Origin of the sequence: Pseudomonas sp. IPO3774 (genome assembly GCF_013386835.1) — a bacterium.
Taxonomy (GTDB): Bacteria; Pseudomonadota; Gammaproteobacteria; order Pseudomonadales; family Pseudomonadaceae; genus Aquipseudomonas.
On record NZ_JACAQY010000055.1, the window covers coordinates 52212 to 72031 of the forward strand.

The window sequence follows — 19820 nt, forward strand, 5'->3', positions numbered from 1 at the left end:
CCGGCCGGCTTGAGTGTTGTAAATCAAAAGCTAAAGCGGGCACGGTCAAATGTGGGAGCGGGCTTGCTCGCGAAGGTCGTTAACGATGACGCGGGCATCCTGAATGAACGCGGCGCTCTCAGGTTCTTCGCGAGCAAGCCCGCTCCCACAGAAAAGCAGCTCTGCTTTCGCCCTGGATCTTGCCTCTGTTTTTAACACTCAAGCCGGCCGGTAGGCCGCTGTAAGAGCGGAACCATCAGCGGCCGTTACCGAAATAACGGATATGCCCCCCACCTCAAATCCACCCCAACCAACTCCAATACGTAGCCGCAAACACCAACATCAACCCATACCCAATCAACGTCACCAAAATCCCGACCTTGGCAAACTGCCGCGCCGTAAACGTGCCGGTCCCCAAACACACCATATTCTGCGGCGCATTGATGGGCAGGATAAACCCGTAGCTCATCACAAACCCCAGCAACATCGTCATCCCCAGCCGACTGAACTCCCCGGGCAACGTCTGCAACACCGCAATCAAAATCGGCAACAACGCCGAGGTCAACGCCGTGGCACTGGCAAACCCCAAATGAATCACGATCAAAAACACCCCCAGAATCGCAAACACCCCCAGCGGCCCCACCTGGTCCAACCCGGTATGCGCCACCACCTGCGACCCCAGCCACTGCCCCGCCTGGGTGGTCAGCAACGCCGTACCCAGGCTGATGCCAACCCCAAACACAATCACCGTGCCCCACGGAATCCGCGACTGCACATCCTTCCAGGTCATCACCCCAATCCCCGGCATCAGCAAGAACACCAGCCCGGCATACGTCGTCGAGGTCGTATCAAAGCTGTGCAACCGCCCCTCAGTCGCCCACGCCAGCAACAGCAGCACCGACACCGTCAGCAAGCGCTTCTGCGGCCCCGTCATCGGCCCGATGTCCACCAGCGATTGCGCCACCGCCTCCTTGCCTCCGGGAATGCTGTCACTCTCCGGCGGCAGCAGCTTCAACACCAAAAACAACAACACCGCCGACATGATCAGCGCCCACGGCGCCCCGGCGATCAACCAGTCGATCCACGACACCCGCTGCCCCAGCATCTTGTCCATGAAGCCAACCGTCAGCAGGTTCTGCGCCGCCGCCGTCTGGATACCGACGTTCCAGATGCTCGTACCCTGGGCCACGACGATCATGATCCCGGCCGCAATATTCGAACGTTTGTCCACGCCAAACGCGGCAATCACCCCCATCATGATCGGCACCACACACGCACTGCGGGCCGTGGCGCTGGGCACCACCAGGCTCAAGAGGATGGTCACGGCAACTGCCCCGACGAGAATGCCCCGGGTGCTGGTACCCACCCGGGTCAGGGTGACCAACGCGATGCGCCGGTCCAGCCCGGTATGGGTCATGGCTGCGGCGATAAACAACGCGCCGGCCACCAGCGCCAGCGCCGGGTTGGAAAACCCCGTCAACGCCATGCTGATCGCCGGGCTGGAACCGATCAGGTGCGTCGGCTCTTGCAGCGACGGCGCAGTGCCGAGCAAAAACGCCATCAGCGAGGTGATCATGATCGCGCTGGCCTCGTAGGAGACCGCTTCGGTGATCCATACCACCACCGCAAACGCGAGGATCGCCAGCATCCGGTGCCCGGCCACCGGCAAGTCGGCCGGCAGCGGCAACAGCAGCACGCCGACCATCACCAGTACGCCGACCACCAGGCCCAGGGGCAACTTGAATGAAGCAGCTGTTGTTGCGGGGGCACTCATGGGGTTCTCCGTCGGCCGTGAAATCTGGCCCACAGCATGAGGCAAAGCGTCACGCCCGGTGTTGACGGGTATCAAGTGGCTAGGCCAATAACTGGGTCAACACCGCTCGCAACTTGCCGGGCTTGACCGGCTTGTTCAGCAATGGCACGTCCAGGCGCTGCAATGCACGGCGGCATTGGTCGGTGCGGTCGGCGGTGATAATCACTGCCGGAATCCTGCAGCCAAAATGCTCGCGCAACTGGTGCACGACCTCACAGCCCACCACGCCATGGTCCAGGTGATAGTCCGCGAGAATCAGCTCCGGTGCCCGGCCCTGCAACGCAACCAGTGCGCCGGCCTGATCGGTCGCAGTGACCACTTCGCAGCCCCACTGCCCAAGCAGCGCGCTCATGCTGTCGAGGATGCCGACTTCGTTGTCCAGCACCAGCAGCCGCCTCCCCGGCAACGGGTTGCCGGTGCTCGGTTGCGCGGCCACCACACTGATGGGCAGCGGCATGTCCTCGCTGATGGGGACTTCGATGCTGAACATCGAACCGCGCCCCGGCCACGAACGCACCGCCACCGGATAACCGAGGACCTCGGCGATACGCTCGACAATCGCCAACCCCAGTCCCACGCCCTTGCGGTCGGCGGCGCGGCCCACGTCCAGTTGATTGAACTCCAGGAAGATGGCGTCCAGGCGGTCCGCCGCAATTCCGCGCCCGGTGTCCCACACCTCCAGGCGCAACCGCTCACCCCGGCGGCGGGCGCCCAGCAGGATGGAGCCCGCGCTCGTGTAGCGGCAGGCGTTGCTGAGGAAATTGCGCAGGATCCGCGTCACCAGCCGCAGGTCGGTGTTGATTGCGTAATGGCCTGTACGCGCCCGCAGGTTCAGCCCGGACGCCGCGGCCACCGACTGGAATTCCGAGACCAGCGGTGCGAACAGTTCGTCGAGACGGTACAGGGCGATGTCCGGCTTGACCGCCGCTTGATCGAGTCGGGAAATGTCCAGCAAGTCGGTGAGCAAATCCTCGGCGCCTTCCAGGGCCTGATGGGTGCGCTCCACCAACACGTGTTCGACGCTGGGCAAGTTGCGCTCGCGCAGGGTGGAAATCAGCAAGCGTGCGGCGTTGAGGGGTTGCAGCAGGTCATGACTGGCGGCGGCAAGGTATTTGTCCTTGCTGCGGTTGGCGGCCTGGGCGGCATCCCGGGCATCGCGCAGGTCCTGCTCGATCTTCTCGCGCTGGGCGATTTGCTGTTGCAGGTTGCGGTTGGCTTCCAGCAACTCGTCGGTACGCGCCGCGACCCGCTGTTCCAATTCGTCGTTGAGGCGGATGTAGCGATTGCGCTCGGCTTCCAGCTCGTCGAGGCGCGCGGTCAGTTCGGGGTAATGACTCTTGCGCGCCGAGTGGTTGCCCAGCCCCAGGAGCCCCGCGAGTGCCCGTTGCTGATCGTCAGAGAGCTTCGCCATAGACGACCTCGACGTCACGCTGGCTGGACTCACGCGGGTTGGTAAGGATGCACGGGTCGTGCATGGCGTGCTGCGACAGAAAGGGAATGTCCGCCACTCGAATCCCATGCAGGCCGAGGGTTTCATGGAAGCCGATCGCATGCTTCAACGCGATCAAATGGTCCACCAGCCGGCCGCAGATTTGCCGGTGGTTGAGGCCCCGGCAATCAATGCCGAAGGTCTCGGCAATCACCTTGAAACGCTCCGGTGCCGCGCTGTAGTTGAACGCCACCACATGTTCCACCAGCACCGCGTTGCACAGGCCATGGGGCAGGTCGAGAAAGCCGCCAAGGCTGTGGGACATGGCATGCACCGCGCCGAGGATCGCGTTGGAAAACGCCAGCCCGGCCTGCATGCTGCCCAGCATGATTTTCTCCCGCAGGGCGATGTCGCCGGGGTTGGCGATCATCTGCACCAGGTTGCCATTGATCAGGCGCATGGCTTCCAGCGCGTGGGGATCGGTCAGCGGGCCGTGGCCGGTGGACACGAAGGCCTCGATGGCATGCACCAGCGCATCGATGCCGGTACAGGCCGAGAGAAACGGGTCCATGCTCGCCGTGGTTTCCGGGTCGATCAGTGAAACATCGGGCACCACCGCCTTGCTGACGATGGAGAACTTCATGCGCTCCTGCTGGTTGGAAATGATCACGAACTGCGAGACATCCGCCGAGGAGCCCGCGGTAGTCGGGATCAGGATCAGCGGCGGGCTCGGCACGCGGATGGTGTCGACACCTTCGAAGTCGAGGATGCTGCAGCCATGGGCGACCACGATGCCGATGGCCTTGCCGCAGTCCATCGGGCTGCCGCCACCGACGGCGACGATCACGTCGCAATGGTTTTCACGGTAGACCTCGGCGCCGAGCATCACCTCTTCAACCCGGGGGTTGGGCGAAACGGCGGTGTACAGGCAGTAGTCGATGCCGATGGCTTGCAGGCTGGCCTCGACATCGGCCACCCAGCCGACAGCAACCACGCCGGGATCACTCACCACCAACACCTTGCGCGCGCCAAAGGTCTTGGCGTAGTTGCCTACGTTGTGCCGGCAGCCGGCGCCAAAGATGATTTCAGGGGAAACGAATTTACGCAGGAGACTCAGGTTCGGGCTCATTGGTAAGCCTGTTTTTATTATTCTGGAAGATGCGCTCCACACTAACCCATCCGACACTGAATGCAATCAGACCAATGGGTGGCGCTGAAACCGCGACGTACGGCACGATCTACTACTTTGGTACTGATTCCCCTCTCTATCGTCGCATTCCCAAGGCATCGAGACTGGCATGTAATGGGCGCATGACCCTATGGATCGGACCTGCTTGAATAAGCAAAAACAATAAGGCGAACGTCCATGTACAAAATTCTGATAGCCGACGATCACCCACTGTTTCGCGAGGCGATCCACAACGTCATCAGCGACGGGTTCCCGGGCAGCGAAGTGATGGAAACCGGCGACCTGGACAGCGCCCTGACCATGAGCCAGGAGCACGACGATCTGGATCTGATCCTGCTGGACCTGAACATGCCGGGCATGCACGGCCTCAATGGCCTGATCAACCTGCGCAACGAGTCGCCGACGATTCCGGTGGTGATCGTGTCCGCCGAGCAGGACAAGCAGGTCGTGCTGCAAGCCATCACCTATGGCGCGGTGGGGTTTATCACCAAGTCCTCGCCCAGGCTGCAGATGACCGAGGCAATCCAACAGATTCTCAACGGCAATGTGTATTTGCCGCCGGAGATTATTCGCAGCCAGAAAATCGGCGGGCAACGGCGCATGAATGATTGCCTGGGGCTTGCACCGGAGCTGCTGCAGGCCCTGACCCGCAAGCAATTGCTGGTGCTGGAGCGGATGACCAAGGGTGACTCGAACAAGCAAATCGCCTATAGCCTGGAGATTGCCGAGACCACGGTGAAGGCCCATGTCTCGGCGATCCTGCGCAAGTTGAACGTGCACAATCGGGTGCAGGCGATTCTCAGCGCCGGGGACATCGACTTTGGTGCCTACCTGCGGCGCTGATACCCGTAGGGGCGGGATGCTGACCGCATTTCAAGGCACCTGAATGAGGGCCCGAAACAGCATGCCCGCCGCCACCAGCACACACAGGGTGGCAAAACCCACCTGCAAGGTGCGCGCCTTGATCACCGAGCACAGGCGCCGCCCCGCCAACATGCCGACAATGCTCGACCCGATAAACACCCAGCCCATCGGCTCGATACTGACCCCGGCATGAAACGCGCCGATCACGCCGATCAACGAGATCAGGCTGATCACCATCAGCGAGGTGGCGACGATGCCGCGCATCTGCACATCGGTCAGTTGCTTGAAGGCCGGTACGATCAGGAAGCCGCCGCCCACGCCGAGCAGGCCCGATACCGCACCGGTCACTGCGCCGAGGGCGGCCAGGGTGGCGGTGCATTTGGCGGTCCAGGAAAAGCGCCCGGTCTGTTGATCGAGCATGCAGTTCTTCTGGCCCCAGGACGCGGTGCCGTGGTCGCTCGGCCCGGCCTCAAGCTTCTCCCGTTGCAGCATGCGCCAGGCCACCAGCACCATCAGCGCACTGAACAGGCCCATCAGGACTTTCTCCGACATCTGGTGGGCGAAGAAAACCCCCAGCGGCGAAAATAGCGCGCCAAGCAGCGCAATCAGCAGCGCCGCGCGGTAACGCACCAGGCCATGGCGCAAACCGTCGACAGCCCCCACGGCAGCGGCCGCGCCCACCGCGAACAACGACACGGGCGCGGCCTGGGTCATGGTCAACCCCAGCCCCAATACCAGGGCCGGGACACCAAGAATGCCGCCTCCGGCACCGGTCAAGCCCATGACCAACCCCATCAACACGCCCAGAAAACTTGCCAGCAGCATAGGGTTGCCTCAATCCACCTTGGCCAGACGGGTCAGCCACTCGCGGCCCTTGAGCATGCCGTTCCAGTAGAACCACGGCAGGAAACTCGCCTTGAGGAACCACGCCGAACGCCGCGCCACAGTCGGGTCGAGGGGAAAGGTCGGCAGCAACTTGCCGCCATAGCCGAACTCGGCCAGCACCACCTTGCCCTTCTCCACGGTCAGCGGGCAGGAGCCATAGCCGTCGTACTTGAGGGGCAACGGTGCCTGTCTGCGCAGGGCCAGCAGGTTTTCCGCCACCACCACGATTTGCTTGCGCACCGCCGCGGCGGTCTTGGCGTTGGTGGTGGAACACACATCGCCCAGGCCGAAGATGTGCGGGTAGCGCAGGTGTTGCAGGCTCTGGGGATTCACTTCGCACCAGCCGGCGGCATCGGCCAGGGGGCTGTGGCGAATGAAGTCCGGCGAGACCTGTGGCGGGACGACGTGCAGCAGGTCGAAGGTTTTCTCTTCGACGCGCACATTGCCTTCGGCGTCCTTGATTTCGAACCAGGCCTTGCGCGCGGGGCCGTCGACCTTGACCAGGTTGGAGTTGAATGCCAGTTGCGCCGAGTACTTTTCAACGTACTTCATCAGCGGCGGCACGAAGGTCGGCACGCCGAACAAGGCGGCACCAGCCAGGTTGAATTCGACCTTGATGTTTTTCAGGTCACCCTGGCGGAGCCAGTGATCGCACGACAGGTACATGGCTTTTTGCGGAGCGCCGGCACATTTGATCGGCATGGCCGGTTGGGTAAAGATCGCCTTGCCATTTTTGAGTTGCTGCACCAGCTGCCAGGTGTAGGCGGCGTGCTCATAGCTGTAGTTGGACGTTACGCCATGCCGGCCGAGGGTCTCTTGCAGGCCTTCGATCTTCTCCCAGGCCAGGCGCAGGCCCGGGCACACGATGAGGTTCTTCCAACTGACGCGCTGGCCACTGTCGAGCACCAGGGTTTGCTCGTCGGGCAGTAATTCGCTGACCGCGGCCTGGATCCAGGTGACGCCGTTGGGCAGCACGTCGGCCATGGGGCGCACGGTCCTGGTAACGTCATAAGCCCCACCGCCCACCAGGGTCCAGGCCGGCTGGTAGTAGTGGTGGTCGCTGGGCTCGATCAGGATGATGTTCAGGTGCGGGTCGCGCTTGAGCAGGCTGGCCAGCAGGCCGATGCCTGCCGAGCCGCCACCGATGACAACGATATCGCCACTGATGGTAGGTCCCCAGTGTTGGTCGTTCATGGTCTATGGCCTTTTTCAGTTAATGCACGCAAGGGTCGTTGCCGTATGGCACCACGCCCTAGCTGTTTGCCACCACGATGCCATCCTTTGCCTCGGGTCCTTTAATTCACTTAAGCTCACAAGGTTATGTGGAAACCTAACTGAATGTAAGTCGCCATTAGCTATCTGGGAAACCCGTCATGTCAGCGTTGATTCAATCCTTTCTGGACGAGGCGTCGTCGACCTACACCTACGTCGTCTATGAAACGGACGGTGGCCCATGCGCCATCGTTGATTCGGTGCTCAACTACGACCCGGCCTCCGGACGCACCGGCACCGGCCAGGCGGACAAGGTGATCGCGTTTGTGCGCGAGCATGGCTTGCAGGTGCAGTGGTTGCTGGAAACCCACGCCCATGCGGATCATCTGTCGGCTGCGCCTTATTTGCGTCGCCAGCTGGGGGGCAAGATCGCGATTGGCCAGTCCATCAGCAAGGTGCAGGGAGTGTTCAAGAACCTGTTCAACCTGGAGCCGGAGTTTCGGGTGGATGGGTCGCAGTTCGACCATCTGTTTGCGCCGGATGAGGTGTTTCACATCGGCAACCTGAAGGCCCAGGCGCTGCATGTGCCGGGGCATACGCCGGCGGATATGGCTTACCTGATTGATGACCAGTTGATTCTGGTGGGCGACACGCTGTTCATGCCGGACGTGGGCACGGCGCGCTGCGATTTCCCTGGTGGGGATGCGCGCCAGCTGTATGGGTCGATGCGCAAGCTGTTGGCCTTCGCGCCTGAAACCCGCCTTTATGTGTGCCATGACTATCCGCCCGCAGGACGCGCAGCCAAGTGCCTGACCACGGTGGCTGAACAGCGGGCGGGGAATATTCATGTGCATGACGGGGTGGATGAGGCGGCGTTTGTCGAGATGCGCACCACGCGGGATGCCGGGTTGGGCATGCCGACGCTGTTGTTGCCGGCGATTCAGGTGAATGTGCGGGCCGGGGTGATGCCGCCGGCGGAAGGAAATGGGGTGGTTTATTTGAAGATTCCCCTCAACCAGCTTTGAAATGCACTACAAAATGTGGGAGCGGGCTTGCTCGCGAATGCGGTGTATCAGTCTATATTTTCGGTGACTGACACTCCCCATTCGCGAGCAAGCCCGCTCCCACATTTGTTTTGTGTCGTTCGTTAGCCGAGGTTGATGCCGTTAGCCGGTAGCGGCAGCGCGGTCTTGTAGCGCACTTGCTTGAGGGCAAAGCTGGAGCGGATGTTGGCGACACCCGGGACTTTAGTCAGGAAGTCCATCATGAAACGCTCCAGGGACTGGATGGTCGGCACCAGCACCCGAATCAGATAATCGGGGTCGCCGGCCATCAGGTAGCACTCCATCACTTCGGGGCGATCCGAAATCGCCCCTTCGAATTGCTGCAATGCCAATTCGTTCTGCTTTTCCAGGCTGACGTGGATGAACACATTGACGTGCAGCCCCAGCAGGTCGGCGTCCAGCAGCGTCACCTGGTCGCGAATCAGCCCCAGTTCTTCCATGGCCTTGACCCGGTTGAAACACGGCGTGGGCGACAGGTTGACCGAGCGGGCCAGGTCGGCGTTGGTGATGCGGGCGTTCTCCTGAAGGGCGTTCAGAATGCCGATATCGATACGGTCCAGTTTGCGCATGAGACAAAACCACCTGTTTATTATGTTTATGCAGTTTTTTTATCCCCAAATGATCTCCAACGCAATGAAACAGAGATAAATATTCTCCTGAGCCGAGCCTATGATTGTTGTAGGACAAGATTTCTTCTACCCGAAGAAGGACTGTCAGCTACCGCGCCCACTACAAGAAATTCACAAGATAGAGCGTAGAAAGCCATGACTCAGCAGTACGAACCACTGCGCCTGCACGTTCCCGAACCCTCGGGCCGCCCAGGCTGCAAGACCGACTTTACCTACCTGCGCCTGACTGACGCTGGCCTGGTGCGCAAACCCCCAATCGACGTAGAACCCGCCGACACCGCCGACCTGGCCAAGGGCCTGATTCGCGTGCTCGACGATCAAGGCCAGGCCCTCGGCCCATGGGCTGAAGGCGTGCCAGTCGAGATTCTGCGCAAGGGCATGCGCGCCATGCTCAAGACGCGGATCTTCGACAACCGCATGGTGGTCGCCCAGCGTCAGAAGAAGATGTCGTTCTACATGCAAAGCCTCGGCGAAGAAGCCATCGGCAGCGCCCAGGCCCTGGCCTTGAACATCGACGACATGTGCTTCCCCACCTATCGCCAGCAAAGCATCCTGATGGCCCGGGAAGTGCCGCTGGTAGACCTGATCTGCCAGCTGCTGTCCAACGAGCGCGACCCGCTCAAGGGCCGCCAGTTGCCGATCATGTACTCGGTAAAAGATGCCGGCTTCTTCACGATTTCCGGCAACCTCGCCACCCAATTCGTACAAGGCGTGGGCTGGGGCATGGCCTCGGCCATCAAGGGCGATACCAAGATTGCCTCGGCCTGGATCGGCGACGGCGCCACCGCTGAGTCCGACTTCCACACCGCCCTCACCTTCGCCCACGTGTACCGGGCACCCGTGATTCTTAACGTAGTGAATAACCAGTGGGCGATCTCCACCTTCCAGGCCATTGCCGGCGGTGAAGCCACAACCTTTGCCGGACGCGGCGTGGGTTGCGGCATCGCCTCCCTGCGGGTGGACGGCAACGACTTTGTCGCGGTGTACGCCGCCTCCGCCTGGGCCGCCGAACGTGCCCGCCGCAACCTGGGCCCGACCCTGATCGAATGGGTGACCTACCGTGCCGGCCCGCACTCCACCTCCGATGACCCGTCCAAATACCGTCCCGCCGACGACTGGAGCCACTTCCCGCTGGGCGACCCGATCGCCCGCCTCAAGCAGCACCTGATCAAGATTGGTCAGTGGTCCGAAGAGGAACACGCGGCGGTCAGTGCCGAACTTGAAGCCGAAGTGCTCAAGGCCCAGAAAGAAGCCGAACAGTACGGCACCCTGGCCGGTGGCCAGATTCCAAGCGCCGCGACCATGTTCGAAGACGTTTATAAAGAGATGCCGGAGCACTTGAAGCGCCAGCGTCAAGAGTTGGGGATCTGACATGAACGATCACAACAACAATATCGAGCTGGAAACCGCCATGACCACCACGACCATGACCATGATCCAGGCCTTGCGCTCGGCCATGGATGTGATGCTTGAGCGAGACGACAATGTGGTGGTGTTCGGCCAGGACGTCGGTTACTTCGGCGGTGTGTTCCGCTGCACCGAAGGCCTGCAGAACAAGTACGGCACCTCGCGGGTGTTCGACGCACCGATCTCCGAAAGCGGGATCGTCGGCGTGGCGGTCGGCATGGGCGCCTATGGCCTGCGGCCGGTGGCCGAGATTCAGTTCGCCGACTACGTATACCCCGCCACCGACCAGATCATTTCCGAAGCGGCCCGGCTGCGTTATCGCTCGGCCGGCCAGTTCACGGCACCGCTGACCATGCGCATGCCCTGCGGCGGCGGCATCTACGGCGGCCAGACCCACAGCCAGAGTATTGAAGCGGTGTTCACCCAGGTCTGCGGTCTGCGCACGGTGATGCCGTCCAACCCTTACGACGCCAAGGGCCTGCTGATCGCCTCCATCGAAAACGATGACCCGGTGATCTTCCTCGAACCCAAGCGCCTGTATAACGGCCCGTTCGACGGCCACCACGACCGCCCGGTAACCCCGTGGTCGAAACACCCGCAAGCGCAGGTGCCGGACGGTTACTACACCGTGCCGCTGGATGTGGCCGCCATCGCCCGCCCGGGCAAGGACGTGACGATCCTCACCTACGGCACCACGGTGTATGTGTCGCAAGTCGCCGCCGAAGAAACCGGCATCGACGCCGAAGTCATCGACCTGCGCAGCCTGTGGCCGCTGGACCTGGAAACCATCGTCAATTCCGTGAAGAAAACCCGTCGCTGCGTGATCGTTCACGAAGCCACCCGTACCTGCGGGTTCGGCGCCGAGCTGGTGGCGCTGGTGCAGGAGCATTGCTTCCACTACCTGGAAGCGCCGATCGAGCGCGTCACCGGTTGGGATACCCCGTATCCCCACGCGCAAGAGTGGGCGTATTTCCCTGGCCCGACCCGTGTGGGCACGGCTTTGCATCGGGTTATGGAGGTCTGAATGGGCACGCACGTTATCAAGATGCCGGACATTGGCGAAGGCATCGCAGAAGTTGAATTGTCGGTATGGCACGTCAAGGTCGGCGACCTGGTGGTAGAAGACCAGGTGCTGGCGGACGTGATGACCGACAAGGCCATGGTGGACATTCCGTCGCCGGTGCACGGCAAGGTGATTTCCCTCGGCGGCGAGCCGGGGGAAGTCATGGCGGTGGGCAGTGTTTTGATCAGTATCGAGGTGGAAGGCGCGGGCAATACCCGGGAATCGGCAGTGGTTGAAGACCTCGCGCCGGTACCCGCACCGGCGCCGAAAGTTGAAGCCAAGGCCGCGCCCGTGGTTGAGCCCAAGCCGGCAGCCAAACCTGCGGTGGTGGCTGCGCAAGCGCCCGTGGCCCGCGAGGCCGATGACCGCCCGCTGGCCTCCCCGGCCGTGCGCAAACATGCGCTGGATGCTGGCATCCAGCTACGACTGGTCCAGGGCTCCGGCCCGGCCGGCCGGATTCTGCATGAAGATCTGGACGCTTACTTGCTCCAGGGTCCGGCGAAAAATTCCGGGGCCTCCAACCCGTACGCCGAACGCAACGACGAGCAGCAAATCCCGGTGATCGGCATGCGCCGCAAGATCGCCCAGCGCATGCAGGACGCCACCCGGCGCGCCGCGCATTTCAGCTATGTGGAAGAGATCGACGTCACCGCCCTCGATGAGTTGCGCGTGCACCTCAACGAGAAACACGGCGCTACCCGCGGCAAGCTGACCCTGCTGCCGTTCCTGGTGCGGGCCATGGTCGTCGCATTGCGCGACTATCCGCAGATCAACGCGCGTTATGACGACGAAGCCCAGGTCATCACCCGCCTCGGCGCAGTGCATGTGGGTGTCGCCACCCAGAGCGATGTCGGCCTGATGGTGCCGGTGGTGCGTCACGCCGAAGCCCGCGACCTGTGGGGCACGGCGCAAGAAATCAATCGCTTGGCGAATGCGGCGCGCAATGGCAAGGCCAGTCGCGATGAGCTGTCGGGCTCGAGCATCACCCTGACCAGCCTAGGTGCGTTGGGCGGGATTGTCAGCACCCCGGTGCTGAACCTGCCGGAAGTGGCCATCGTCGGGGTCAACCGCATTGTCGAGCGGCCGATGGTGATCAAGGGCCAGATTGTGATCCGCAAGATGATGAACCTCTCCAGCTCCTTCGATCACCGGGTGGTCGATGGCATGGACGCGGCGCAATTCATCCAGGCCATCCGTGGCCTGCTCGAACAACCCGCCAGCCTGTTCCTGGAGTAACCCATGTCTCAAACATTGCACACCACGCTGCTGATCATCGGCGGCGGGCCTGGCGGTTACGTGGCAGCGATTCGCGCCGGCCAGCTGGGCATCGCGACCATCCTGGTGGAAGGCCAATCGCTGGGCGGCACCTGCCTGAACATCGGCTGCATTCCGTCCAAGGCGCTGATCCATGTCGCCGAACAGTTCCAGCAAACCGTGCACCACAGCCAGGGTTCGCCGTTGGGTATCGAAGTCGATGTGCCGACCCTGGACATCGGCAAAAGCGTTGAATGGAAAGACGGCATCGTTGACCGCCTGACCACCGGCGTTGCCGCGCTGCTGAAAAAACACAAGGTCCAGGTCATCCAGGGCTGGGCCAAGGTCGTGGACGGCAAGACCGTCGTTGTCGGCGACCAGCGCATCCAGTGTGAACACCTGTTGCTGGCCACCGGCTCGAAAAGTGTCAACCTGCCGATGCTGCCGATTGGCGGGCCGATCATCTCCTCCACCGAAGCCCTGGCGCCGAAACGCATCCCGAAACGCTTGATCGTGGTGGGCGGCGGCTACATTGGCCTGGAATTGGGGATTGCCTATCGCAAGCTCGGTGCCGAGGTCAGCGTGGTTGAGGCCCAGGACCGGATTTTGCCGGCCTACGACGCCGAACTGACCCAACCGGTGGCCGAATCCCTGAAGCAACTGGAGGTGAAGGTGTTCCTCAAACACAGCGTCACCGGTTTCGAGAACAATACCCTGCAAGTGCGCGACCCCAGCGGCGAGACGCTGTCGCTGGAAACCGACCAGGTGCTGGTTGCCGTTGGTCGCAAACCCAACACCCAGGGCTGGAACCTCGAAGCCTTGAACCTGGACATGAACGGCTCGGCGATCAAGATCGACAGCCGCTGCCAGACCAGCATGCGCAATGTGTGGGCCATCGGCGACCTCAGCGGTGAACCGATGCTCGCCCACCGGGCCATGGCCCAGGGCGAAATGGTCGCCGAACTGATCAGCGGTAAATCCCGCGAATTCAACCCGGCCGCGATCCCGGCGGTGTGCTTCACCGACCCCGAACTGGTAGTGGTCGGCAAGACCCCGGACGAAGCCAGGGCGGCCGGGCTGGACTGCATCGTGTCGAGCTTCCCGTTCGCCGCCAATGGCCGGGCCATGACCCTGGAGTCGAAAACCGGCTTCGTGCGGGTAGTGGCGCGCCGCGACAATCACCTGATCGTCGGCTGGCAGGCGGTAGGCGTTGGCGTCTCGGAACTGTCCACGGCCTTCGGCCTGAGCCTGGAAATGGGTTCACGCCTGGAAGACGTGGCGGGCACCATCCACGCCCACCCGACCCTCGGCGAAGCGGTACAGGAAGCAGCCCTGCGGGCCCTGGGGCATGCATTGCACCTATAAAATGGCGAAGTTCAAATGTGGGAGCGGGCTTGCTCGCGAAAGCGGTGGATCAGCACCGAATGCATCGAATGACACGCCGCATTCGCGAGCAAGCCCGCTCCCACACAAGCCAAGAATGAAGTATTGTTGCGCCCATCCAGAAATAAACCATAAGCCTGCCTTCGACCAGGCGGTTGACAAAAGATAGAGGGTGTCATGGGTAACGAAAGCATCAATTGGGACAAGCTGGGTTTTGACTACATCAAGACCGACAAGCGTTTCCTCCAGACCTGGAAAGACGGCGAGTGGCAAAAAGGCACCCTGACCGACGACAACGTGCTGCACATCAGCGAGGGCTCCACCGCCCTGCACTACGGCCAGCAATGCTTTGAAGGCCTCAAGGCCTACCGCTGCAAGGACGGTTCGATCAACCTGTTCCGCCCCGACCAGAACGCTGCGCGCATGCAGCGCAGCTGTGGCCGCCTGCTGATGCCACAAGTGCCGACCGACGCCTTCATCGAAGCCTGCAAGGAAGTGGTCCGCGCCAACGAGCGGTTCATCCCGCCGTACGGCACCGGCGGCGCGCTGTACCTGCGCCCGTTCGTGATCGGCACCGGTGACAACATCGGCGTGCGCACCGCGCCGGAATTCATCTTCTCGATCTTCTGCATCCCGGTCGGCGCCTACTTCAAGGGCGGCCTGACCCCGCACAACTTCCTGATCTCCGGCTACGACCGTGCGGCTCCCAACGGCACCGGCGCAGCCAAGGTCGGTGGCAACTACGCCGCCAGCCTGATGCCCGGTTCCCTGGCGAAAAAAGCCAACTTCGCCGACTGCATCTACCTCGACCCGGCCACCCACTCGAAGATCGAAGAAGTCGGCTCGGCCAACTTCTTCGGGATCACCCACGACAACAAGTTCGTCACCCCGAACTCGCCGTCGGTGTTGCCAGGCATCACCCGCCTGTCGCTGATCGAGCTGGCAAAATCGCGCCTGGGCCTGGAAGTGGTTGAAGGCGACGTGCTGATCGACAAGCTGTCGGACTTCAAGGAAGCCGGCGCCTGCGGCACCGCCGCCGTGATCACCCCGATCGGCGGCATCGAGTACAAAGACAAGCTGCACGTGTTCTACAGCGAAAAAGAAGTCGGCCCGGTCACCCAGAAGCTCTACAAAGAGCTGACTGGCGTACAGTCCGGCGACGTCGAAGCGCCTGAGGGCTGGATCGTCAAGGTCTAAGCAACACTGCAAAACCAAACTGTGGGAGCGGGCTTGCTCGCGAATACGGAGTGTCAGTCGACAGATTTATTGACTGATACACCGCATTCGCGAGCAAGCCCGCTCCCACATTTTGATTTCAGTGTTTGGAAAACCGACGTTCAGGCCTTATCCATCGGGATGTTTTCCAGGATCTTCTTGCCCATGCTGATCCGCGGCTCCGCGCCATAACCCAGCGCCTCATAAAACCCCATCACCGCGTCATTGCCACTGGTGATCTGCAGGTTGATCTTCATGCAACCCAGCGCCGTCAACGCCTGCTCCGCATGCCGCACCAACGAGGCGCCCAGGCCCTGGCGGCGATAGTCGTTGTGCACCGCCACTGAATACAACCAGCCACGATGCCCGTCGTAGCCGGCGAGGATAGTGCCGATCACCGCCTTCTTGTCGGTGGCCACGAAGAACAACCCATCGTTGACCGCCAGCTTCTTGTCGATCGCCAGGCTCGGCAGGTTATGCGCCGCGTCATAACCAAACGCCGCCTGCCACAACGCCACCACCTGCGCCCGATGGGCCCGATCGCGATAGACGCCGATGGGATGGCGGGATGACAACGCCTTCTCCATCACCAGCGTGCGTTCATTGCCATGGTAGACATCGCGCACCGTGTGGAAACCCAGCTTGGTGTAGAACGGCTCGGCCGTCAGCGAAGACGGCACATGCAACAAGGTCACCCCGGCTTCCCGGGCGCGCAGCTCGATTTCAATCATCAGCAAGCGCCCGATGCCCTGCCCTTGCAGCGCCGGATTGACGAAGACCGAGCGCACCACATTGGCGTCAAGTGCCGCCGTGGCAACGATCACCTCATCCTGAACAGCCACCAGCACCGTTCGACGCGCGAGCAACGCCACGACAGCCTCGGGAGTAAAGTTGCTCGCCACCCGCGCAATCACATCCGCCGGATAATCCCGGGCGTTGCTGTCATGCAGGGCCGCCAGGATGACCTGGCTGATGCCCTCGGCATCGGTAGTTTGGGCGAGACGAACTTCAGTGGGCATGGTTTCTCCATCCAGACAAAAAACCTCAGGCAACACAATACCAATGTGGGAGCGGGCTTGCTCGCGAAGGCGGTGTATCAGCCACCGAATTTATTAACTGACCCACCGCTTTCGCGAGCAATCCCACATTTTGATCTCCACTCACCTCCACAGCCGATTCGGCTGCCCCACCCCACTTTTCAGCTTTCCCGGCTGAGCCACCCCCTCAGTTCAGCCGGGATTCTTCCTTCACACCGCACAAAATAGCCTCACTGCCCAACCCATGGACCCGTGCCCCCATGCAAACCACCAACACCGTCCTGATGATCCGCCCGGCGCACTTCGCCTTCAACCCGGACACCGCGATCAACAACCGCTTCCAGCGTGCGCCCCTCGACCCGTTGGCGGCACAGCAGAAAGCGCTGGAAGAGTTCGACGGCTACGTCGACACCCTGCGCCACCACGGCGTGGAAGTGCTGGTGGTACAAGACACCCCCGCTCCCCATACCCCGGATTCGATCTTCCCCAACAACTGGTGGAGCAGCCACGCCGACGGCAGCCTGGTGCTGTACCCGATGGAAGGCCGGAACCGACGACTGGAACGCGACAAAGGCGTGCTGCAAGTGCTGGAGCAACGCTTCGCGATCCACAACACCATCGACTTCAGCCACCTCGAACAACAGAACATGTTCCTCGAAGGCACCGGCAGCATGGTCCTCGACCGCCAGCACCGCATCAGCTACGCCTGCCATTCCGGGCGTACCCATCAGGATGCCCTGCGCCAGTTCGCCGAACGCCTTGACTACCAGGTCTGCGTATTCCACGCCGTCGACCGCCACCACGCGCCGATCTACCACAGCAACGTAATGATGAGTGTCGGCCGCGACCTCTCCGTGGTGTGCCTGCAAGCCCTGCCCGATGACCACGAGCGCCAGGCCCTTGAACGCTCCCTGCGGGACACCGGCAAAGACATCGTCGCCCTGGACTTCGATCAGTTGGAAGCCTTCGCCGGCAACATGCTGGAAGTCCACGACCGCGACGGCCAGCCGCTGCTGGTGATGTCGGCCAGCGCCTGGGGCTCGCTCAAGCCCGCCCAGCGTCAGCATGTGGAGCGTCACACCCGGCCGGTGGTGGTGAACATCGACAACATCGAACGCATCGGCGGCGGCAGTGCCCGCTGCATGTTGGCGGAAGTACATCTGCCCGCCCGCCCTTCATTTCAATAAGGAGTCTTCCCATGACCCGCTATATCGACGTCAACGACTTGAGCTACCTGGTTTCGCAAAAAGGCCTGCAAACCTGCATTACCGAGATGGCCGAGTACATCCGCGCCGACTACCTGCGCTGGCAGGACTTTGAAAAATGCGCACGCCTGGCCAACCATTCCCCCGAGGGCGTGATCGAGCTGATGCCGGTGTCCGACGCGTCGCTGTACGCCTTTAAATACGTGAACGGCCACCCGAAAAACACCCAGAGCGGCATGCTCACCGTCATGGCCTTCGGCGCCCTGGGTGATGTGGACACCGGCAAACCGGTGCTGCTGGCGGAAATGACCCTGACCACCGCGATCCGCACGGCCGCCACCTCGGCCCTGGTGGCGCGCTACCTGGCCCGGGACAACAGCCGCAGCATGGCGCTGATCGGCAACGGCTCCCAGAGTGAGTTCCAGGCCCTGGCCTTCCACGCGATGCTGGGCATCACTGAAATCCGCCTGTTCGACATCGACGCCAAGGCCACCGCCAAACTGGCCGCCAACCTCAAAGCCTTCCCGGCGATCAAGGTGATCCTGGCAGGCAGCGTTGCCGAAGCCGTGAAAGGCGCCGACATCGTCACCACCGTCACCGCCGACAAGGCCTACGCCACCATCCTCACGGACGAGATGATCGAACCGGGCATGCACCTGAATGCCGTCGGTGGCGACTGCCCCGGCAAGACCGAACTGGACCGACGAATCGTCGAACGGGCCCGCGTGATTGTCGAGTACGAGCCACAAAGCCGCATCGAAGGCGAGATCCAGCACATGCCGGAGGATTCGCCGGTCACCGAGCTGTGGCAAGTGATCAACGGCCAGGCGCCAGGCCGCGAAAACGCGCGCCAGGTCACCCTGTTCGACTCGGTAGGTTTTGCCATCGAAGACTACTCCGCCCTGCGTTACGTACTGGACGTGGCCAAGGCGCTGGACGTGGGCAGCGAACTGGAACTGGTGCCGGACCTTGCCGACCCCAAGGACCTGTTTGCCCGCCTGGCCCAAGCACCGGTGGCACAGCAGAAAAAGCGCGCCTGAGACCGCTCTGGCCTGCCGCTTTGCGTGAAAGGCAGGCCGGAAAAACCCGGTCAACAAGCCGATTCAGCGGGTGCCGCAGCCGTTTCCGCTGTGACCCGCGTTTTAACAGCACATTCCGCCCGCCGCGGCAGGGGTAAACGACACAAAAAACGCACCATCTTGAAGCATTCTCTCTGACAACAAACAGCCCAATGTGGCGAGGGAGCTTGCTCCCGCTGGAGTGCGTAGCGCTCCCAGGATTTTGGGGCCGCTGCGCAGCCCAGCGGGAGCAAGCTCCCTCGCCACAAAAAGCCTCTTCACCTTAGCGTCCCGTTTTCTACTGCCCTGACATCAATTACAAAATATAGGGAATACACATGACTCCGCTCCGATCACTTTTCGCTGCGCTGCTCCTGCCATTGGCCGCAACCGCTGCCCAGGCTCAGGAATGGAAAGAAATCCGCTTTGGGGTTTTCCCCGAATACCCACCGTTTGAATCCGTCGCCGCCGACGGCAGCCTGCAAGGTTTCGACATCGACCTGGGCAACGCCATCTGCGCCAAGCTGGAAGTCAAATGCGTGTGGGTCCACAACGAATTCGACGGCATGATCCCGGCCCTGCGCGCCCGCAAGTTCGACGCCATCATGTCCTCCATGGCCGTGACCCCGGCCCGCCAGAAAGTCATCGACTTCAGCGACCGGCTGTTCCTCAGCCCGACCTCGGTGATCACCCGCAAAAGCGCCGACTTCGGCGACACCCCCGAATCCCTGAAAGGCAAACAGGTCGGCGTGCTGCAAGGCTCGCTGCAGGAAGCCTACGCCCGTGCGCACCTGGCCAAGCTCGGCGCGCAGATCAAGGCGTACCAGTCCCAGGAACAGAACTACGCCGACCTGCAAAACGGTCGTCTCGACGCCACCCTGACCGACAAGCTTGAAGCCCAGCTCAACTTCCTGTCCAAACCTGAAGGCGCCGACTTCAAGACCGGCCCGGCCTTCAAGGACCCGACCCTGCCGCTCGACATCGCCATGGGCCTGCGCAAGAACGACAAGGACCTGGTGGAGCTGATCAACAAAGGCATCGCCGCCGTCCAGGCCGATGGCACCTACACACAGATCCAGAAGAAATACTTCGGCGATCAGGATATCTACAACGAGTGACGCCTCCTGTGGGAGC

17 protein-coding genes are annotated in these 19820 nt (G+C 62.0%); 10 read left to right on the top strand and 7 right to left on the bottom strand.

The genetic code is table 11. The annotated features are described in order from the left end of the window. Positions 1–274: 274 nt before the first annotated feature. The 3 genes from HYE77_RS26255 to ercA form a co-directional block, all read right to left on the bottom strand. The gene (locus tag HYE77_RS26255) at positions 275–1753 is read right to left on the bottom strand and encodes a DASS family sodium-coupled anion symporter (protein ID WP_102369552.1); all 1479 of its coding nucleotides are present in this window, start codon (positions 1751–1753) and stop codon (positions 275–277) included. 79 nt (positions 1754–1832) lie between these two features. Continuing rightward, a complete protein-coding gene (locus HYE77_RS26260) occupies positions 1833–3203 on the bottom strand; it encodes a hybrid sensor histidine kinase/response regulator (protein ID WP_003207799.1) in 1371 nt (456 codons plus the stop codon). Next, on the bottom strand, positions 3187–4350 hold the full coding sequence (ercA, locus tag HYE77_RS26265) for an alcohol dehydrogenase-like regulatory protein ErcA (protein ID WP_003207798.1): 1164 nt from the start codon (positions 4348–4350) through the stop codon (positions 3187–3189). The genes HYE77_RS26260 and ercA overlap by 17 nt, the downstream gene beginning before the upstream one ends. A 237-nt stretch (positions 4351–4587) precedes the next feature. On the opposite strand from ercA, the gene HYE77_RS26270 reads away from it, so the two are divergent. Then, positions 4588–5253: a response regulator transcription factor gene (locus tag HYE77_RS26270; protein ID WP_003207796.1), complete on the top strand. Its 666-nt coding sequence runs from the start codon at positions 4588–4590 to the stop codon at positions 5251–5253. A gap of 30 nt (positions 5254–5283) precedes the next feature. Here HYE77_RS26270 and HYE77_RS26275 read toward each other — a convergent pair whose 3' ends face one another. Beyond that, entirely contained in the window at positions 5284–6099 is an 816-nt protein-coding gene (locus HYE77_RS26275; RefSeq protein WP_003207794.1) for a sulfite exporter TauE/SafE family protein, read from the bottom strand. A gap of 9 nt (positions 6100–6108) precedes the next feature. Continuing rightward, entirely contained in the window at positions 6109–7353 is a 1245-nt protein-coding gene (locus HYE77_RS26280) for an FAD/NAD(P)-binding oxidoreductase (protein WP_087694487.1), read from the bottom strand. 179 nt (positions 7354–7532) lie between these two features. Between HYE77_RS26280 and HYE77_RS26285 the strand changes: the two genes are divergently transcribed. After that, a complete protein-coding gene (locus HYE77_RS26285) occupies positions 7533–8396 on the top strand; it encodes an MBL fold metallo-hydrolase (protein ID WP_177069810.1) in 864 nt (287 codons plus the stop codon). 122 nt (positions 8397–8518) lie between these two features. Here HYE77_RS26285 and bkdR read toward each other — a convergent pair whose 3' ends face one another. Further along, positions 8519–9004 carry a Bkd operon transcriptional regulator BkdR gene (bkdR, locus tag HYE77_RS26290; RefSeq protein WP_003212855.1) on the bottom strand — a complete coding sequence of 162 codons (486 nt, stop codon included), beginning with the start codon at positions 9002–9004 and terminating at the stop codon, positions 8519–8521. 195 nt (positions 9005–9199) lie between these two features. On the opposite strand from bkdR, the gene HYE77_RS26295 reads away from it, so the two are divergent. From HYE77_RS26295 to HYE77_RS26315, 5 genes are all read left to right on the top strand, one after another. Next, on the top strand, positions 9200–10435 hold the full coding sequence (locus HYE77_RS26295; RefSeq protein WP_003212857.1) for a 3-methyl-2-oxobutanoate dehydrogenase (2-methylpropanoyl-transferring) subunit alpha: 1236 nt from the start codon (positions 9200–9202) through the stop codon (positions 10433–10435). A gap of 1 nt (position 10436) precedes the next feature. Next, positions 10437–11495 carry an alpha-ketoacid dehydrogenase subunit beta gene (locus HYE77_RS26300; protein WP_177069811.1) on the top strand — a complete coding sequence of 353 codons (1059 nt, stop codon included), beginning with the start codon at positions 10437–10439 and terminating at the stop codon, positions 11493–11495. After that, positions 11496–12770: a dihydrolipoamide acetyltransferase family protein gene (locus HYE77_RS26305; RefSeq protein WP_177069812.1), complete on the top strand. Its 1275-nt coding sequence runs from the start codon at positions 11496–11498 to the stop codon at positions 12768–12770. Between the two features lie 3 nt (positions 12771–12773). Then, complete coding sequence (lpdA, locus tag HYE77_RS26310) at positions 12774–14153, top strand: dihydrolipoyl dehydrogenase (RefSeq protein ID WP_177069814.1); 1380 nt, start codon at positions 12774–12776, stop codon at positions 14151–14153. A gap of 195 nt (positions 14154–14348) precedes the next feature. Beyond that, on the top strand, positions 14349–15368 hold the full coding sequence (locus HYE77_RS26315; RefSeq protein ID WP_003212864.1) for a branched-chain amino acid aminotransferase: 1020 nt from the start codon (positions 14349–14351) through the stop codon (positions 15366–15368). Positions 15369–15508: 140 nt separating this feature from the next. Here HYE77_RS26315 and HYE77_RS26320 read toward each other — a convergent pair whose 3' ends face one another. Beyond that, positions 15509–16405 carry a GNAT family acetyltransferase gene (locus HYE77_RS26320; RefSeq protein ID WP_003212866.1) on the bottom strand — a complete coding sequence of 299 codons (897 nt, stop codon included), beginning with the start codon at positions 16403–16405 and terminating at the stop codon, positions 15509–15511. Between the two features lie 278 nt (positions 16406–16683). Here HYE77_RS26320 and ctlX point away from each other — a divergent pair, with 278 nt between their 5' ends. The 3 genes from ctlX to HYE77_RS26335 all read left to right on the top strand — a co-directional run bounded on the left by ctlX (position 16684) and on the right by HYE77_RS26335 (position 19804). Then, positions 16684–17610: a citrulline utilization hydrolase CtlX gene (gene ctlX, locus HYE77_RS26325; RefSeq protein ID WP_087694491.1), complete on the top strand. Its 927-nt coding sequence runs from the start codon at positions 16684–16686 to the stop codon at positions 17608–17610. An 11-nt stretch (positions 17611–17621) separates the two neighbouring features. Next, entirely contained in the window at positions 17622–18668 is a 1047-nt protein-coding gene (locus HYE77_RS26330; protein WP_003212869.1) for an ornithine cyclodeaminase, read from the top strand. A gap of 356 nt (positions 18669–19024) precedes the next feature. Beyond that, entirely contained in the window at positions 19025–19804 is a 780-nt protein-coding gene (locus tag HYE77_RS26335; RefSeq protein ID WP_003212870.1) for an ABC transporter substrate-binding protein, read from the top strand. Positions 19805–19820 lie beyond the last annotated feature (16 nt).

What these genes read in the sequence shown, in the direction of transcription:
- HYE77_RS26300 (WP_177069811.1), top strand. Translation starts at nt 10,437, where the DNA reads ATGAACGATCACAACAACAATATCGAGCTGGAAACCGCCATGACCACC.
- HYE77_RS26270 (WP_003207796.1), top strand. Translation starts at nt 4,588, where the DNA reads ATGTACAAAATTCTGATAGCCGACGATCACCCACTGTTTCGCGAGGCG.
- HYE77_RS26285 (WP_177069810.1), top strand. Translation starts at nt 7,533, where the DNA reads ATGTCAGCGTTGATTCAATCCTTTCTGGACGAGGCGTCGTCGACCTAC.
- bkdR (WP_003212855.1), bottom strand. Translation starts at nt 9,004, where the DNA reads ATGCGCAAACTGGACCGTATCGATATCGGCATTCTGAACGCCCTTCAG.
- HYE77_RS26330 (WP_003212869.1), top strand. Translation starts at nt 17,622, where the DNA reads ATGACCCGCTATATCGACGTCAACGACTTGAGCTACCTGGTTTCGCAA.
- HYE77_RS26275 (WP_003207794.1), bottom strand. Translation starts at nt 6,099, where the DNA reads ATGCTGCTGGCAAGTTTTCTGGGCGTGTTGATGGGGTTGGTCATGGGC.
- HYE77_RS26320 (WP_003212866.1), bottom strand. Translation starts at nt 16,405, where the DNA reads ATGCCCACTGAAGTTCGTCTCGCCCAAACTACCGATGCCGAGGGCATC.
- ercA (WP_003207798.1), bottom strand. Translation starts at nt 4,350, where the DNA reads ATGAGCCCGAACCTGAGTCTCCTGCGTAAATTCGTTTCCCCTGAAATC.
- HYE77_RS26315 (WP_003212864.1), top strand. Translation starts at nt 14,349, where the DNA reads ATGGGTAACGAAAGCATCAATTGGGACAAGCTGGGTTTTGACTACATC.
- HYE77_RS26260 (WP_003207799.1), bottom strand. Translation starts at nt 3,203, where the DNA reads ATGGCGAAGCTCTCTGACGATCAGCAACGGGCACTCGCGGGGCTCCTG.
- HYE77_RS26305 (WP_177069812.1), top strand. Translation starts at nt 11,496, where the DNA reads ATGGGCACGCACGTTATCAAGATGCCGGACATTGGCGAAGGCATCGCA.
- lpdA (WP_177069814.1), top strand. Translation starts at nt 12,774, where the DNA reads ATGTCTCAAACATTGCACACCACGCTGCTGATCATCGGCGGCGGGCCT.
- HYE77_RS26255 (WP_102369552.1), bottom strand. Translation starts at nt 1,753, where the DNA reads ATGAGTGCCCCCGCAACAACAGCTGCTTCATTCAAGTTGCCCCTGGGC.
- HYE77_RS26295 (WP_003212857.1), top strand. Translation starts at nt 9,200, where the DNA reads ATGACTCAGCAGTACGAACCACTGCGCCTGCACGTTCCCGAACCCTCG.
- ctlX (WP_087694491.1), top strand. Translation starts at nt 16,684, where the DNA reads ATGCAAACCACCAACACCGTCCTGATGATCCGCCCGGCGCACTTCGCC.
- HYE77_RS26280 (WP_087694487.1), bottom strand. Translation starts at nt 7,353, where the DNA reads ATGAACGACCAACACTGGGGACCTACCATCAGTGGCGATATCGTTGTC.
- HYE77_RS26335 (WP_003212870.1), top strand. Translation starts at nt 19,025, where the DNA reads ATGACTCCGCTCCGATCACTTTTCGCTGCGCTGCTCCTGCCATTGGCC.